14 protein-coding genes are annotated in these 13,920 nt (G+C 73.2%); 2 read left to right on the forward strand and 12 right to left on the reverse strand.

All coding sequences use genetic code 11. The features are described 5' to 3' along the window. Positions 1-127 precede the first annotated feature (127 nt). Positions 128-1,273, forward strand: a complete 1,146-nt coding sequence (locus tag PV350_RS22270) for an alpha/beta hydrolase (RefSeq protein WP_500335599.1) — start codon at positions 128-130, stop codon at positions 1,271-1,273. A 109-nt stretch (positions 1,274-1,382) separates the two neighbouring features. Beyond that, positions 1,383-2,087, forward strand: a complete 705-nt coding sequence (locus PV350_RS22275) for a TetR/AcrR family transcriptional regulator (RefSeq protein WP_500335601.1) — start codon at positions 1,383-1,385, stop codon at positions 2,085-2,087. Between the two features lie 118 nt (positions 2,088-2,205). Here PV350_RS22275 and PV350_RS22280 read toward each other — a convergent pair whose 3' ends face one another. The 12 genes from PV350_RS22280 to PV350_RS22335 form a co-directional block, all read right to left on the reverse strand. Further along, entirely contained in the window at positions 2,206-2,541 is a 336-nt protein-coding gene (locus PV350_RS22280) for a nuclear transport factor 2 family protein (RefSeq protein ID WP_500335603.1), read from the reverse strand. Between the two features lie 104 nt (positions 2,542-2,645). Then, on the reverse strand, positions 2,646-3,551 hold the full coding sequence (locus PV350_RS22285) for an SDR family NAD(P)-dependent oxidoreductase (protein ID WP_500335605.1): 906 nt from the start codon (positions 3,549-3,551) through the stop codon (positions 2,646-2,648). A 222-nt stretch (positions 3,552-3,773) separates the two neighbouring features. Next, positions 3,774-4,517 (reverse strand): SDR family oxidoreductase, encoded by a 744-nt coding sequence (locus PV350_RS22290; protein WP_499515851.1) that lies wholly within the window; start codon positions 4,515-4,517, stop codon positions 3,774-3,776. Positions 4,518-4,754: 237 nt separating this feature from the next. Next, positions 4,755-4,991 (reverse strand): hypothetical protein, encoded by a 237-nt coding sequence (locus tag PV350_RS22295; protein ID WP_499515850.1) that lies wholly within the window; start codon positions 4,989-4,991, stop codon positions 4,755-4,757. A 558-nt stretch (positions 4,992-5,549) separates the two neighbouring features. Next, on the reverse strand, positions 5,550-6,599 hold the full coding sequence (locus PV350_RS22300; RefSeq protein ID WP_499515849.1) for a sugar phosphate isomerase/epimerase family protein: 1,050 nt from the start codon (positions 6,597-6,599) through the stop codon (positions 5,550-5,552). Positions 6,600-6,633: 34 nt separating this feature from the next. Beyond that, on the reverse strand, positions 6,634-8,022 hold the full coding sequence (locus PV350_RS22305; RefSeq protein ID WP_500335608.1) for an alkaline phosphatase family protein: 1,389 nt from the start codon (positions 8,020-8,022) through the stop codon (positions 6,634-6,636). Continuing rightward, a complete protein-coding gene (gene eboE, locus PV350_RS22310) occupies positions 8,019-9,188 on the reverse strand; it encodes a metabolite traffic protein EboE (protein WP_499515847.1) in 1,170 nt (389 codons plus the stop codon). Before eboE ends, PV350_RS22305 begins: the two co-directional genes overlap by 4 nt. A 13-nt stretch (positions 9,189-9,201) precedes the next feature. Continuing rightward, positions 9,202-10,050, reverse strand: a complete 849-nt coding sequence (locus tag PV350_RS22315) for a TatD family hydrolase (RefSeq protein WP_499515846.1) — start codon at positions 10,048-10,050, stop codon at positions 9,202-9,204. Beyond that, positions 10,050-10,685, reverse strand: coding sequence for an EboA domain-containing protein (locus PV350_RS22320; RefSeq protein WP_500335611.1), 636 nt, complete (start codon positions 10,683-10,685; stop codon positions 10,050-10,052). Before PV350_RS22320 ends, PV350_RS22315 begins: the two co-directional genes overlap by 1 nt. Then, positions 10,682-11,539, reverse strand: a complete 858-nt coding sequence (locus PV350_RS22325) for a sugar phosphate isomerase/epimerase family protein (RefSeq protein WP_500335613.1) — start codon at positions 11,537-11,539, stop codon at positions 10,682-10,684. The genes PV350_RS22320 and PV350_RS22325 overlap by 4 nt, the downstream gene beginning before the upstream one ends. Then, positions 11,536-12,753, reverse strand: coding sequence for an SCO3242 family prenyltransferase (locus PV350_RS22330; protein ID WP_499515843.1), 1,218 nt, complete (start codon positions 12,751-12,753; stop codon positions 11,536-11,538). Before PV350_RS22330 ends, PV350_RS22325 begins: the two co-directional genes overlap by 4 nt. After that, a complete protein-coding gene (locus tag PV350_RS22335) occupies positions 12,750-13,904 on the reverse strand; it encodes an inositol-3-phosphate synthase (RefSeq protein ID WP_500335615.1) in 1,155 nt (384 codons plus the stop codon). The genes PV350_RS22330 and PV350_RS22335 overlap by 4 nt, the downstream gene beginning before the upstream one ends. Positions 13,905-13,920: the final 16 nt, after the last annotated feature.

A 13,920-nucleotide genomic window follows, 5' to 3' on the forward strand; every position in this document is an offset into this window, starting at 1 on the left:
CGGGAAGGCCGCGTGGCGCCGACGCCCGCGGGCCACTCCCCCGGCCCATCCCCGGTTGTCCGGACCGTACCGCCTCCGCAGGCTGCTCACGTGGGGGCCATCGACCGACCACGGTTCGGAGACCGCAATGACCTGTCCGCACGTCCGGTCCATAACGCGACGCAAGGCACGCTACGCCGTCGCAGTCCTCCTCGCGGCGGCCGCGGGCCTCACAGCCTGCGGTGAGAGGGCGACGAACGCCCTGCGCGTCGACCACGCGGTGCCCGCCGACACGCCCGCGCCGAAGGTGCCGTGCGGCAACCCGCCGGTGCGGCTGGACCCGCAGGACCAGGACTTCCTCGACCAGCTGGCGGCGGCGGACGGCCCGCCGCTGTACACGCTCTCCTACACGGCCGCCCGGGACGTGCTGAACAAGCTGCAGGCGGGCCCGGTGGACATGCTCCCGGCGCAGATCAGCGAGCGGACCGTGCCCGGCGGACCGACCGGCCCGGTGTCCGTGCACGTCGTACGGCCCGAGGGCGCCAAGGGGGACCTGCCCGGGATCGTCTACATCCACGGCGGCGGGTGGGTGCTGGGCAACTTCAAGAGCCACGAGCGCCTGGTGCGCGAGCTCGCCAACGGCGCGCAGGCGGCGGTGGTCTTCGTCGACTACACCCCCTCGCCCGAGGCCCAGTTCCCCGTGCCGGTCGAGCAGGCGTACACCGTGGCCAAGTGGGTCGCCGACCACGGCGGCCAGATCGGCGTGGACCCCTCGCGGCTGGCCGTCGCCGGTGACTCCGTGGGCGGTGACATGACCGCCGCCGTGGCGATGATGGCCAAGCAGCGCGGCGGACCCGACTTCCGCCGCCAGGTGATGCTGTACCCGGTCACGGACGCGAACTTCGACACCGCCTCGTACAACCGCTTCGCGGAGAACTGCTGGCTCACCAAGCCCGCGATGAAGTGGTTCTGGGACGCGTACGCCCCCCGCCTCAAGGACCGGCAGAACCCGCTGGCCGCCCCGCTGCGCGCCACGGTCGACGAGCTGCGCGGCCTGCCGCCGGCGCTGATGATCACGGACTCCGACGTGCTCCACGACGAGGGCACCGCGTACGCGGAGAAGCTGCGGAAGGCGGGTGTGCCCGTCCAGCTCACGCACTACCCCGAGATCACGCACGACTTCATGATGCTCAACGCCCTCCGCGGCACCGAGTCCAACAAGAAGGCGGTGGCCGAGGCCACCACGGCGCTGCGCGAGGCGCTGCACGGGGAGGGCTCCGGCCCCGCCAAGTGACCCTCCCGGCTCGCGGGACGTGAAGGGGCGGCCGCACACCCGGCCGCCTCTTCACGGTCTTTCGACCGAGAAGTTTCCCTTGGTAACATATTTCTGTTATCATCGATTCATGGATGAAAGGGCGACCACCCGAGAGCGGATCATGTCCGCCGCCGCTGCCCTGCTCGCCGAGGGCGGCCGCGACGCGGTCTCGACCCGGTCGGTCAGCAAGGCGGCGGCCGTTCAGCCGCCGACCATCTACCGGCAGTTCGGCGACATGCAGGGCCTGCTCGACGCCGTCGCGGCGGAGGGCTTCGCCGACTACCTGCACCGCAAGACCGACCGGGTGCGGGCCAGCGACCCGGTCGAGGACCTGCGCTGGGGCTGGGACCTGCACATCGAGTTCGGTGTGGCCAACCCGGAGATATACCAGCTGATGTTCGGTCAGCCCAGGCCCGGGGCCGAACCGGCCGCCGTAAAGGAGTCCTTCAACGTCCTCCGCGGCCTGGTGACCCGGGTCGCCGAGGCGGGCCGGCTGAGCGTCGACGTGGAACGCGCCATGCTGATGATCCACTCGGCCGGCTGCGGGGTCGTCCTGACGCTGATCGCCACGGTGCCCGAGGCTCGCGACCCGGAGCTGTCGCCCCGGACGCGGGAGGCCATACTCGCCGCCATCACCACCGCGGAGCCCGAGGAGGCCACCGAGGAGGAGCGCCGGTCGATCGCCCGTACCGTCGCCTTCAAGGCCGTGCTCCCCGAGATCGGGGAGATCCTCACGCCCGGTGAACGCATCCTGCTGAACGAGCTGCTGGACCGCATCACGCACTCCGCCTGAGCCGCCACGCGCGGCGGCTCAGGCCGCCGCGGCTGGTCCCGCTGTAGGGGAACGCCCGGTGGGGAACCGTCACATGACGGTTCCCCACCGGGCGTTCGCGTGTCCCGGCGCCTGCCGGTCAGCCGGTGATCCTCATCAGGGCGACCCTGTCGCCCTCGACGGTGAAGGCGAAGTCCGACGGGCCGTTGAACCCGTCGCCGCCGACCTGGGCGGAGACGATCACCTGGTCCCCCCGCCGGGTCACTGCGGTGACCTTCAGGGACACCTTGACGCCGATGAACTCGCGGTCGCTCCATCCCTGGACCGCATCACGGCCCTCGAAGCGGCGGCCCCAGTCGTCCACCGCGCCGTGCTCGGTGAACTGGTCGAGGAAGGCCTCGGTGTCATGGGCGTTCGCCTCGGCGACGGCGCGCCGTACGGGCTCGGGAAGCTCGGGAAACTCGGAGGTGGTCATGACGGTTCTCCTTCTCGGTGCCTCCCGGTGCACCGGCCCCCGAAGGGTCCGGTGCGCCGGGATGCCGCGGCGGGTGGCTGCGGAGCCGGTCGGCTGTGGGGCCGTCAGGCTTCGGCGCGGGGGCTGAGCAGGTCGTCCAGGCCGATCCGGTGGTAGAAGTCCTGGCGGATGCGGTCGGCGACCTCCGAGACGGCCTCCGAGCCGTCGTCGGCGGGGTCGATGTGGGTGCGGAACGGCCGCTTGCCTGCGGGGAGCCCGACGACGCGGACGATCTCGCGGGCCACCTCCGCCACGTCGGCGTCGGCCGGGGTGATGGCGGCCAGGGCGCGGCCGACCTGCTCGGTCAGGCCCTCGTAGCGGGTCTCGTAGGCCGCGACGGTGCCGCTGTCGGCGGGGTGGCCCGCGTTGGCGAAGTGGTTCGTGCCGGAGGTGAAGGCGCCGGGGACGACGATGGAGGTGTCGATGCCGAAGCGGGCGACCTCGGCTGCGTAGCTGACGGCGACGGCGTCCATTGCGGCCTTCGCGGCGAAGTACGGCGCCAGGTAGGGCGGGGTGCCCCCGCGGGTGCTGCTGGACCCGACCCAGAGCAGCAGACCGTGTCCTTGCGCCCGCAGGTGGGGCAGTGCGGCGCGGTTCACCCGCTGGGTGCCCAGCACATTGGTGTCGTAGACCGCGGCCATCTCCTCCGGGGTGAAGGCCTCGGTGGGGCCGAGCACCATGTGGCCCGCGTTGTGGACCAGGACGTCCAGCCGGCCGGCCTCGCTCAGCACGGTGGCGACGGCGTGGTCCGCGCTGTCCTGGGACAGCACGTCGAGTTCGACGACCCGCAGGTTGATGCCCTCGCGGGCGGCCCGTTCACGTACCTCCGCCGCACGCTCGGCGTTGCGGCCGGATATGTCGCGCATGCTCGCGTAGACCGTGTGGCCCGCGGAGGCCAGGGCGTGGGCGGCCAGTGCGCCGAATCCGGAGCTCGCACCGGTGACCAGGACGACGGAGGACACGGGGGACATGACGGATCTCCTTGGGCTGATGGGGACCGGTCCCGGCGGCTGTGGTGTCCGGGTCCCGGGTCGGGGTGGGGTGGAGCGAGGTGGAGGACCTGCCGGGGGCAGGAGGCGGTCGAGGCGCGGGGTGCCGGGCGGGTCGAGGACCCGGCGTCGGCGGACGGACCCGCGGTGCGGTGCCCGGAGGGGCCGCGTGCTGGGGCCGCGCGGAGGCGTACGGCCGGCGGGTCAGGCCGCTCCGCCGTTGGCGAAGATCGTCTGACCGTTGATCCAGCGACCGGGGCCGGCCAGGAAGGAGACGATCTCGGCGACGTCCTGAGGGGAGCCGAGGCGCTCAAGGGGGTTCAGCTTCGCGAACCGGTCTATGGTCGCCTCGTCCTTGCCGTTGAGGAACAGGTCGGTGGCGACCGGGCCGGGCGCGACGGCGTTCACGGTGATGTCGCGGCCGCGCAGCTCCCGGGCCAGGATCAGGCTGATGGCCTCGACCGCACCCTTCGACGCGGCGTACGCCGCGTAGGTCGGCGTGGCGATCCGGGTCTGGGACGAGGACACGTTGATCACGGCGCCGCCCTCGCGGAGCCTGCGGGCGGCCTGCTGGTTGACCACGAAGGTGCCGCGGATGTTGGTGCGGTGCATGCGGTCCAGGGCGTCGAGGTCGAAGTCCGCCACGGTGTTCAGGACCATGAGGCCGGCCGAGTTGACCACCACGTCCACACCGCCGAACTCCCGCTCCGCGGCGTCGAAGAGCTCCTGGACCGCCTTCTCGTCGGCGACGTCGGCCCGTACCGCGAGGCCGGAACCGCCGATGGCCGAGATCTGGGTGACGGTCGCGTCGGCGTCGGCCTGGTTGCCGGCGTAGGCGACGACGACCGCCTGGCCGTCGGCGGCCAGGCGCAGCGCGACCTCGCGGCCGATGCCGCGGGAGCCGCCCGTGACGATCGCGACGCGGCGAGTGGTGGTGGTCTCGGTCATGGCGGTCTCCTGATCGCGCGAGGGGGGCGACTCCTTCCGTCGCCCCGCTTCCGTTGATAACAGTGCCACGTTATCGCCGGAAACGCAAGCGGCGATAACGTCGACTTGTTATCGCTGTTCACGTAGGAGTCCGCGGCGCGCACCGCCCCCGAACACGCGCGGGCCGCCACCCCCACGCGGGGGCGGCGGCCCGGAATGTGACGGCCGTCATGCCTGGTCGTTCAGGCCGGCCGCAGATCAGCGGTAGCGACCGCCGAAGAAGAAGGGGTCGAAGAGGTAGGGCCCGAAGAGGTACGAGCCGAAGAAGCCGCGGTCGAAGCGGAAGGAGTCACGGTGGTGGCCGCGGCCGCCGTGACCACGGTCGTAGCCGCCGCGACCGTGGTCGCCCGTGACGTGGGTTCCCTTGGTGCTGGCGAGGTCCGGGGTGGCGGCGCCGGCAGCAGTGGCACCACCCAGCAGAACGACAGAGGCCACGCCGACAGCGGCCACAAAACGGGAAACGCGCATACTGACTCTCCTGTCTCGGCGGGCACCGGGGCGGTGTCCGCAGGGTTCCGACATGGATGAGCCTGCGTCGAGGACATCCGCGCCGCACGACGGAATTCCGTCACGCTCCGTCACGCGACGCCGCGTCAGGTGCGGCGAACGGTGGACTGCGGACGGCGTGCACAGCGCAGAATTCCTGATGATCACGGGTCCGACGGGGCCTCAATCACTCCACCACGCACCGTAATCACGAACCGTCACGTCCGGACCTCCCGACGGGTGAATCCTCGTCACCGACAACGTACGCCAACGCGGCCACCCAGCACCCGGGACGACCGAGCCGAGCGCGGGCCCGGAGCGGATGGTAACCGCTCCGTCCCTGGTCATGGGCTCGCGCGTCGTTGCGGCCGCGGGACTGCCCGAAGTCACGGCGACGCGCAAGCCCGGCCTCTCCCGGGAAGACGAAGGGCCCCGGCCCGCCCGAGCGGCGGGCACGGGGCCCCTACGGCACGCCGGACGGCGCGTCAGATCGTCACCGACACGACGTCAGCAGTCCTTCTCGCGCAGCGAGTGCAGGTACGCGCTCGACCTGCGGGCGAAGCTGAAGGAATCGGGCGGCGTGTCGTGCTCGGTCTGCCAGTGGTGGTCGAGACGGCCGCCGTGCGTGCGCGTCACGGCCGAGATGAACCGCTGGTAGTCGATGTCCCCGTCCCCGACGTCGACCATGCGGTAACCGTCGGGGTTGGTGTCGTCGTGCTCACCGTCCTTGACGTGGAAGAGCGGGTAGCGGTCGGGCTGCTTCAGGACGTAGCGCAGCGGGTCGAAGGGGGCGGGGGTGCCGTCCGCACGCTTGGAGAACCGGAACTGACCCGCGTAGGCCCAGTAGATGTCCATCTCCAGGTAGACCAGGTCGGGGTCGGTCTCGGCGAGGAGGACGTCGTACAGCCGCACTCCCGGGCGGTCGGTGGCGAAGGAGAACTCCTCCGCGTGGTTGTGCTGGTAGAACTTCATGCCGCGGGCCTTGGCGGCCGCGCCGTACTCGTTGAACTCCTCGGCGCAGCGCTTCCAGCCGTCGACGGTGCTGCCGTACCGCCAGGGACCGGACGCCGTTCCGATGTGCTTCAGCCCGAGGGCCTGGGCGTCGTCGAGGACCTTCGTGAGGTTCTGGGCGAAGGTGTAGGCGTTCGGGTCGCCGTCGTTGTAGTAGCCGACGTGGCTGCCGATGGCGCGCAGTCCGTGGTCGCGGGCGAGCCGGCGGAGCTGGGCGAGGGTGATGGCGCCGGCGGAGCCCTGCGTGTAGCCGGCGTACTCGATCTCGTCGTAGCCGTACTTCTGGAGTTCCGCGAAGACGGGGGCGAAGCCGAGTGTGGAGACCTTGTCGCGCAGCGAGTACAGCTGGATGCCGAGGCGGCCGGGAGGCAGGACCGGGCGGCCGTGGCCCTTGCCGTGTCCCTTGCTCTGGGCGGCGGCGGTGGGGGCGGCCAGGCCGAGCAACGCGGCGGCACCGGCTCCGGCGGCGACGCCCAGCATGCCGCGTCTGCTGAGCTTGCGGCTGAGCTCCGGGTCGGGGGTGCTGTTACGACGCGTGCTGGTCATTGTGGACAACTCCTTGGCGTCGGTGATGTGTGGTTCAGTGGAGTCCTGCCAGGCGCAGGAGCAGGGACTTCACTTCGGTGGCCGCGACGCGGCCGCCGACGGCACGGGGGATGGAGCAGAGGATGAGCGGACCTTCTTCGTCGCTCGCCGGGAGGCGGCCGTGGCTGCCGCGAATAGGCGAGGGGTCGAGCGGCACGATCGCCATGCGGTAGCGCATGCCGAGCTTCTTGCGGGCCAGTGCGGTGGCGGCCTTGACGCGGACGTAGGGGTCCGCCGGGTCCATGAACAGCTCGACGGGGTCGTAGCCGGGTTTGCGGTGGATCTCGACGAGCCGGGCGAAGTCGGGTGCCCTGTCGTCGTCGAGCCAGTAGTAGTACGTGAACCAGGCGTCCGGGTCCGCCACGGCGACGAGCTCGCCGGAGCGCGGATGGTCCAGACCGTGCCGCTTCTTGCCCTCGTCGTCGAGGAGTTCGGCGACGCCGGGCAGGGTGGCGAGGACCTTGCGGGTGGCTTCGAGGTCCTCGGGACGGCGCACGTACACGTGGGCGATCTGGTGGTCGGCGACCGCGAACGCGCGGGAGGCCATCGCGTCGAGGTACTCCATCCCGTCCTGGGTGTGGACCTCCAGCAGCCCGGCGCGCCGCAGTTCGCGGTTGATGTCGACGGGGCGGCTGACCGGCGTGATCGCGTACTCGGAGAGCGCCACCACCGTGCGGCCCTCCCTGCGTGTGTCGTCGAGGAGCGGGGCCAGGGCCTCGTCCAGCTCGGTGGCCGCGCGGCGGGAGCGGGGGTCGTCCGGGCCGAACCGCTGCAGGTCGTAGTCGAGGTGCGGGAGGTAGCAGAGGGCGAGGTCAGGTGTGCGGGTGCGCAGGATGTGCCGGGTGGCGTCGATGATCCAGCGGCTGGAGACGATGTCGGCGCCGGGGCCCCAGAAGTGGAAGAGGGGGAAGGTCCCGAGGGCGTCGGTGAGCTCGTCGTGGAGCTCGGGGGGCCGGGTGTAGCAGTCGGGCTCCTTGCGGCCGTCCGCGTAGTAGACGGGGCGCGGGGTGACCGTGACATCGGTGTCGGCGCCCATGGCGTACCACCAGCAGATGTTGGCCACGGTGTAGCCCGGGTGGGCACGGCGGGCGGCGTCCCACAGCTTGTCGCCTGCGACGAGACCGTTGTGCTGGCGCCACAGCAGGACGTCGCCGAGTTCACGGAAGTACCAGCCGTTGCCGACGATGCCGTGCCCGGCGGGCGGCGCACCCGTGAGGAAGGTGGACTGGGCGGCGCAGGTCACCGCGGGCAGGACGGTGCCGAGCGGGGCCTGTGAGCCGCTGTCCGCGAGCCGCCTCAGATGCGGCATGTGGTCCAGGAGCCGGGGGGTGAGGCCGACGACGTCGAGGACGAGGAGGGGGGCCGGCCCGGCGGTGTCGGTCATGGGAGTTCCTTCAGGCCGAGGTCGTGGAGGAGGTCCCGGGCCAGACCGAGTTCGGCGGCGATGCCGTCGGCGAGCTGGGCGCGGGTGCGCGGGCGCAGCTCGGCGGGGAGGGCCTGCCAGGTGTAGGTCTCGACCTCGAGGTGGTGGGTCAGCGGGGACGGGCCACCGACGAGGCGGGCGAGGGCGTCCTTCAGGACGGGGACGGTGGAGGTGAGCGGAGGCGCCGGCGGTGCGTGCAGCGGCACGTGGAAGTGGGCGCGCCAGGGTGCGCCGGTGGGGAGCGGCCCCTCGGTGAGCGCCTGGTGGAGGTCGTCGGTGCCGTGCAGGCCGCCGGCGGTGCGGGCGCGCGTCTGGTGCAGGAAGCGGGGTTCGGAAAAGGCGGCGAGCGCGTCGCGTACGTCCTGCAGGTGCGGGTGTTCGGCGTGCAGGGCGGCGGAGAGCTGGACCTTGGGGATGGTGATGCCCGCTGCGGTGAGCGCGTCCAGCGCGGCGGCGGGTTCTTCGAAGGAGGTGGCGAGATGGCAGGTGTCGACGCACACGCCGATGCGGGGGTGGGCGATCGCCGTGAGGGGTTCTATCGCGTCCGCGGTGGTCTCGACGATGCAGCCCGGTTCGGGTTCCAGGGCGATCCTGATGGACTTGCCGGTGAGTTCGGCCAGCGCGTCGAGCCGTCCGGCGAGGGTGGTGAGGGCGGTCCTGGCGCTCCGCGCGGCATGCTCGTCCCAGAGGGTGCGCCAGGCGAGCGGGAGGGTGGAGATCGATCCCTCGGTGACGTCGGCGGGGAGCAGGGCGGCGAGGAGGTCGGCGAGGCCGCTGGTGTAGGCGAGCCGCTCCGGCTCGGTCCAGTCGGGGCGGTAGACCCGGTACTTGACCTCGGCGGCGCCGAAGCCCTGGTAGGGGAAGCCGTTGAGGGTGACGACCTCGAGGCCGCGGCGGTCGAGTGCGGTGCGCAGCCCGCGCAGGGCCGCCGGATCGGTGTGGAGGGCGCGCGCGGCGTCCTTGGCGAGCCACAGCCCGATGCCGAGGCGGTCCCGGCCCAGCCGTTTGCGGACGGGTTCGCAGTGGTCGCGGAGCTGCGAGAGGACTCCGTCGAGCGTCTCCGCGGGATGGACGTTGGTGCAGTAGGCCAGGTGGACGACGGAGCCGTCGGGGTGCCGGAAGCGCATGGGTACCGCCTCCTCATTCCCCGCCGCGGAGGATGGAGTTGCCCTCGTGCAGGTCCGCGGGGGCCGGGACGTCGAGCTGCAGCTTGCCGCTGCGTCCGTAGAAGGCGACGGGGTTGCGCCACAGGACCTGGTCGACGTCGTCGTCGGTGAAGCCGGCGGCGAGCATGGCGTCCGCGGTCCTGCGGGTCTTGAGGGGGTCGCTCTTCCCCCAGTCCGCCGCGGAGTTGACCAGCGTCTTCTCGGTGCCGTAGGCCTTCAGCACGGCGACCATGCGGTCCTCGTCCATCTTGGTGTCGGGGTAGATGGAGAAGCCCAGCCAGCAGCCGCTGTCGGCGGCCTCCTTCACCGTGGTCTCGTTCAGGTGGTCGAGCAGGACGTGCTCGGGGTCGAGCGCGGACTCGCGGACGACGTCGATGGTGCGGCGCATCCCGGTGAGCTTGTCGCGGTGCGGGGTGTGGACGAGGGCGGGCAGTCCGTGGTCGGCGGCGAGCTGGAGCTGGGTGGCGAGGGCGGTGTCCTCGGCGGGGGTCATCGAGTCGTAGCCGATCTCGCCGACGGCGACGACGTTGTCCTTGACGAGGAACCGGGGCAGCGCGTCGAGGACGGGGAGGCAGCGCGGGTCGTTCGCCTCCTTGGGGTTCAGGGCGACGGTGCAGTGGTGGGCGATGCCGTACTGCGCCGCGCGGAAGGGTTCCCAGCCCAGGAGGGAGTCGAAGTAGTCGAAGAAGGACTCGGGGCAGGTGCGGGGCTGACCGAGCCAGAAGGAGGGTTCGACCAGGGCGCGGACACCCGCGGCGTACATGGCCTCGTAGTCGTCCGTGGTGCGGGAGGTCATGTGGATGTGGGGGTCGAAGATGCGCATCAGGACTCCTCCGTCCGGGACGTCAGGGAGAGGACGCGGTGGAGGTCCGCGGGGACGGGCCGGCCCGCGGCGGTGCGTTCCGCCGCGTAGTCGCCGAGCATGCGGGCCAGTTCCGCGTCGCCGCGTGCCCGGTGCTCGAGCCGGGCGGCCGCGTCCACCGGCACTCCGGTGAACAGGCACTTCAGGAGCGCGTGCCGCCAGGTGTGCGGGTCGAGGTGCTCCGCGGCGTAGGGGCCGACGGCGGCGGCGACGAGCCGCGTGTCGTTGGTGCGCAGGGCGTCCTCGACGAGGGGCACCCCGTCGGCGGGGGCCGGCGCGCGGTGCGGCAGCGCGAGGAGGACGGCGCGGCGCTCCGCGGCGGTGCCCTGCCGGTACAGGCGGGTCAGCGTGGCGGCGTCGGCGCGGGCCTCCCGTAGGAGCAGCACGCGGGCGGCGTCGGCGTGCTCCTGGCCGCAGTGGCGGCCCGCGGAGGCGAAGCACTGTTCCCAGGCGGGCACGGAGGAGGTTGCGGTGGGGGTGTCGTCGTCCGTGGTGCCGTCGCGGGCGGCTCCGGCTTCGGCGAGGGCCGCGTCGAGCCAGGCGCCGGCGGCGTCGCCGAGCCGGGCGTGGAGGCCCTCGCGGGTGGGTGTCGTCATGCCGTGGCTCCGTTCGCGGGGGTGTGGGAGCGCAGGAAGTCGAGGGAGGTGCGGGCGAGTTCGGGTCCGGCGTGGGAGTGGCGGGGAAGTTCGACGACGGTCAGGCCCTCGTAGCCGGTGTCCGCCAGGGCCTGGAGGACGGGCGGGAAGTCGATCTCCCCGTCGCCGAAGGGGAGGTGTTCGTGGACGCCGCGGCGCATGTCCTCGATCTGGACGTGGCGGAGCCAGGGGGCGGCCTGTTTGACGCAGTCGGCGGGGGGCGCCGGTTCCAGGCACTGGCAGTGGCCGATGTCGAGGGTGAGTCCGAGGGGTTCGGGGTCGCCGAGCAGGCCGCGCAGGTGGTGGAAGTCGTCGAGGCATGCGAGGAGGTGACCGGGCTCGGGCTCGACCGCGAGCGGGATCCCGGCGGTGGACGCCGCGTCCAGGACGGGTGCGACGGCGCCTTCGAGCCGCTGCCAGGCGGTGGCGGACGACGTGCCGGCGGGCGTGATCCCGCTGAAGCAGTGCACGGCGTGGGCCCCGAGGTCGGCGGCGACCCGGACGGCGCGGACGAGCAGCCGGGTGCGGGCGGCGCGGGCGTCGGGGTCCGGGTCGAGGAGGGAGGGACCGTGCTTGCGGCGCGGGTCGAGGACGTAGCGGGCGCCGGTCTCGACGGTGACCTCGAGGCCGAGGGCGGACAGCCGTCCCGCGAGGCGGCGGGTGCGGGCGGCGAGGCCGGGTGCCAGCGGGTCGAGGTGCATGTGGTCGAGGGTGAGTCCGACCCCGTCGTAGCCCAGTTCGGCGAGGAGGGAGAGGGCGTCGTCGAGGCGGAGGTCGGTGAGGCCGTTGGTTCCGTAGCCGAGGCGCAGGCTCATGTGGGGCTCACCTTCCTGGCGACCCGGCGGGCGACGGGGCCGAGGGCGAGGACGGCCGCCGCGGATGCTCCCGAGCCGGAGCGGGCCGCCAGGGCGGCCTGCAACGGGATCATGGCGCGGATCCCACCGCCGACCGCGCGCTGGGTGAGTTGTGGTGACGGGTTGAGAGCCGCGTGCAGGAAGGGGGTGAACGCGGTGCCGGCGTAGGCGGCGGAGGCCAGTGCCGTCATGACGTGGGGCAGGGCCGGTGGTTGCTCCGTCCTGGGGGCCGGTCGCCCGCGTCGGCCACCGCCCGCCCCGTGCCGGGCGGTGGCCGACGGCGGGCGTGTGGACGCACGCAGGTGGTGCAGCGTCCGGGCGGCGTCGGCCGTGACGGCGGCGATCGCCGTGGTCGTGACCAGTGCGGCGATCGGTGCCCTGCTGGAGCCGCCCCGCGTCTCGTTGCGGGAGACGGTGGTGACCGCGTAGGTGTGCGCGCCGAGCAGGGCGGCGTGGGGCAGCGCGGCGGCGAGCGCCCGGGGGCGGGTGGCCGTCGCGCCGAGCACGAGGTCGAGGGCGCGTGCGGTGGCCATGGCGGCCGGTCCCGCCGCCGTGTGCTTCAGGCGCAGGTCGTACGCCCAGACCGTCACCGCGAGGGTGGTGGCGAGGGCGAGCGGGGCGCGTCCCGCGCGGGCCGCGAGCGCCAGGCCGGCCGCGGTGAGCGCCCCGGCGGCCGTCAGGGCGGCGGCCGGGCTGATCCGGCCGGAGGGGAGGGGGCGGTGGGGGCGGTCGACGGCGTCCTCGTCGCGGTCGGCCCAGTCGTTGAGCGCCATGCCCGCGTGGTAGAGGCACAGCGAGCTGCCGATGGCGAGGAAGGTGCCGCGACGGGGACCGCGTCCGGTCGCGGCGGCGCCCGCGAGGGCGTCGCCCGGGACGGTGAACAGGGCCGAGACGCGCAGGAGTTCGGCCCAGTCCCACAGCCGTGGGGCCGGTGCGGGCCGCTCCGCCTCGGCGTCGTCGGCGCTCCCGGGCCCGGCGGGCCGGGCGTCGCCGCACCCGCCCGGGGCGGCCCCCTCCTCCGCCCCGGGCCGGTGGGTGCCGCGTGCCGCCCCGTCCCGCGGGACGGTGTCGTGCACCGTGCCGCGCGGTGGGCGGCGCGCGGCGAACGCCGTCACGACGCCGAGGGCCGCCACGACGGCCAGGGCCCGCAGCCGTCCGGCTCCAGGTGCCCTCACCGGGACTCCCCCAGCCTCACGGCGAGGGCCAGCAGCTCCCCGTACTGCTCGGAGAGCGCCGCGGGGGCGCCCGGGTCGGGGTCCTTGAAGTAGAAGCCCAGCTCGGGGAGGGGTCCGCTCAGACCGGCCTCCTGGGCGCGGGCCGCGAAGCGTGCGAGGTCGAGGACGAGCGGGGCGGCGAGGGCGGAGTCGCATCCCTGCCAGGTGGTCTGGAGGACCATGCGGGTGCCGAGGAAGCCGTCGAAGGCGATGTGGTCCCAGGCCGTCTTCCAGTCGCCGAGGGCGGGGACGTCGTCGATGTGCACCTCGCCCTCGGGGGCGGCGCCGAGGGCGTCTGCGAGGACGCGCTCCTTGCCGGCGTTCTTCGCCGCGGCCGCCGCGGGGTCGGCGAGGACCGCCCCGTCGCCGCCGCCGAGCAGGTTGGTGCCGGACCAGGCCCGTACCGACAGGGCGCGTTGCACGAACATCGGGGCGAGGACGGAGCGGAGCAGGGTCTGCCCCGTCTTGCCGTCCCGTCCCGCGTGGGGCAGGCCGCGGGCGGAGGCCGCCTCGGCGAGGTCCCGGGTCCGTATCCCGGTGGAGGGGGTGAAGTTCACGTAGGCGCATCCGGCCTCGATCGCCGCCGCCGCGTAGAGGGAGCTCGCCGGAAGACGGTCGCTCCCGGGCTCGGGAACGGGCTCGGTGGAGGCGACGTTGACGACGACGGTCCGCGCCAGGTCGTGGCGGTGGGTGAAGGCGGTGATGTCCGCCGCGAACGCCGCGATCAGCTCCTGGTCACCGCGGGTGTCGCCGGGGAGCGGGCCGCCGGTGCGGATCTCGGCGTCGGCGGCGGCGAGTTCGGCGCGGAGCGCGGCCGGCAGGCCGTACGGCAGCACGCCGCCCTCCGCGAGCTGTTCGGCCCGCTTGCCCAGCGGGCAGGCGGCCGTGTCGTGGCCGCCGAAGACCAGGTAAGGAAGGGGTGGGAGGCCGGCCGCGGCGAAGGGAGCGGTCTCGCTCACCATGCCCGTCGCGGGGTGGAGCCCGGCGGTGATCGCCGCGCATCCCGCGACGGCGGTGGTGGCGACGGAGCCGCGGGCTCCGATGAGCCACACTCCGGTGCGCGTGGGCGACTGGTGGTCCGATGCCGGTGCCGGGGCGGGCGGGTTCGTCACGGCTGCCTCCCTGGTG

The sequence above is a fragment of the Streptomyces sp. PA03-6a genome, assembly GCF_033792765.1.
Taxonomy (GTDB): Bacteria; Actinomycetota; Actinomycetes; order Streptomycetales; family Streptomycetaceae; genus Actinacidiphila.

Excerpts from the sequence above, each read along its gene's own strand:
- PV350_RS22285 (WP_500335605.1), bottom strand. The coding sequence starts at position 3,551 with ATGTCCCCCGTGTCCTCCGTCGTCCTGGTCACCGGTGCGAGCTCCGGA.
- eboE (WP_499515847.1), bottom strand. The coding sequence starts at position 9,188 with ATGCGCTTCCGGCACCCCGACGGCTCCGTCGTCCACCTGGCCTACTGC.
- PV350_RS22305 (WP_500335608.1), bottom strand. The coding sequence starts at position 8,022 with ATGACCGACACCGCCGGGCCGGCCCCCCTCCTCGTCCTCGACGTCGTC.
- PV350_RS22270 (WP_500335599.1), top strand. The coding sequence starts at position 128 with ATGACCTGTCCGCACGTCCGGTCCATAACGCGACGCAAGGCACGCTAC.
- PV350_RS22280 (WP_500335603.1), bottom strand. The coding sequence starts at position 2,541 with ATGACCACCTCCGAGTTTCCCGAGCTTCCCGAGCCCGTACGGCGCGCC.
- PV350_RS22325 (WP_500335613.1), bottom strand. The coding sequence starts at position 11,539 with ATGAGCCTGCGCCTCGGCTACGGAACCAACGGCCTCACCGACCTCCGC.
- PV350_RS22315 (WP_499515846.1), bottom strand. The coding sequence starts at position 10,050 with ATGCGCATCTTCGACCCCCACATCCACATGACCTCCCGCACCACGGAC.
- PV350_RS22300 (WP_499515849.1), bottom strand. The coding sequence starts at position 6,599 with ATGACCAGCACGCGTCGTAACAGCACCCCCGACCCGGAGCTCAGCCGC.
- PV350_RS22320 (WP_500335611.1), bottom strand. The coding sequence starts at position 10,685 with ATGACGACACCCACCCGCGAGGGCCTCCACGCCCGGCTCGGCGACGCC.
- PV350_RS22290 (WP_499515851.1), bottom strand. The coding sequence starts at position 4,517 with ATGACCGAGACCACCACCACTCGCCGCGTCGCGATCGTCACGGGCGGC.
- PV350_RS22275 (WP_500335601.1), top strand. The coding sequence starts at position 1,383 with ATGGATGAAAGGGCGACCACCCGAGAGCGGATCATGTCCGCCGCCGCT.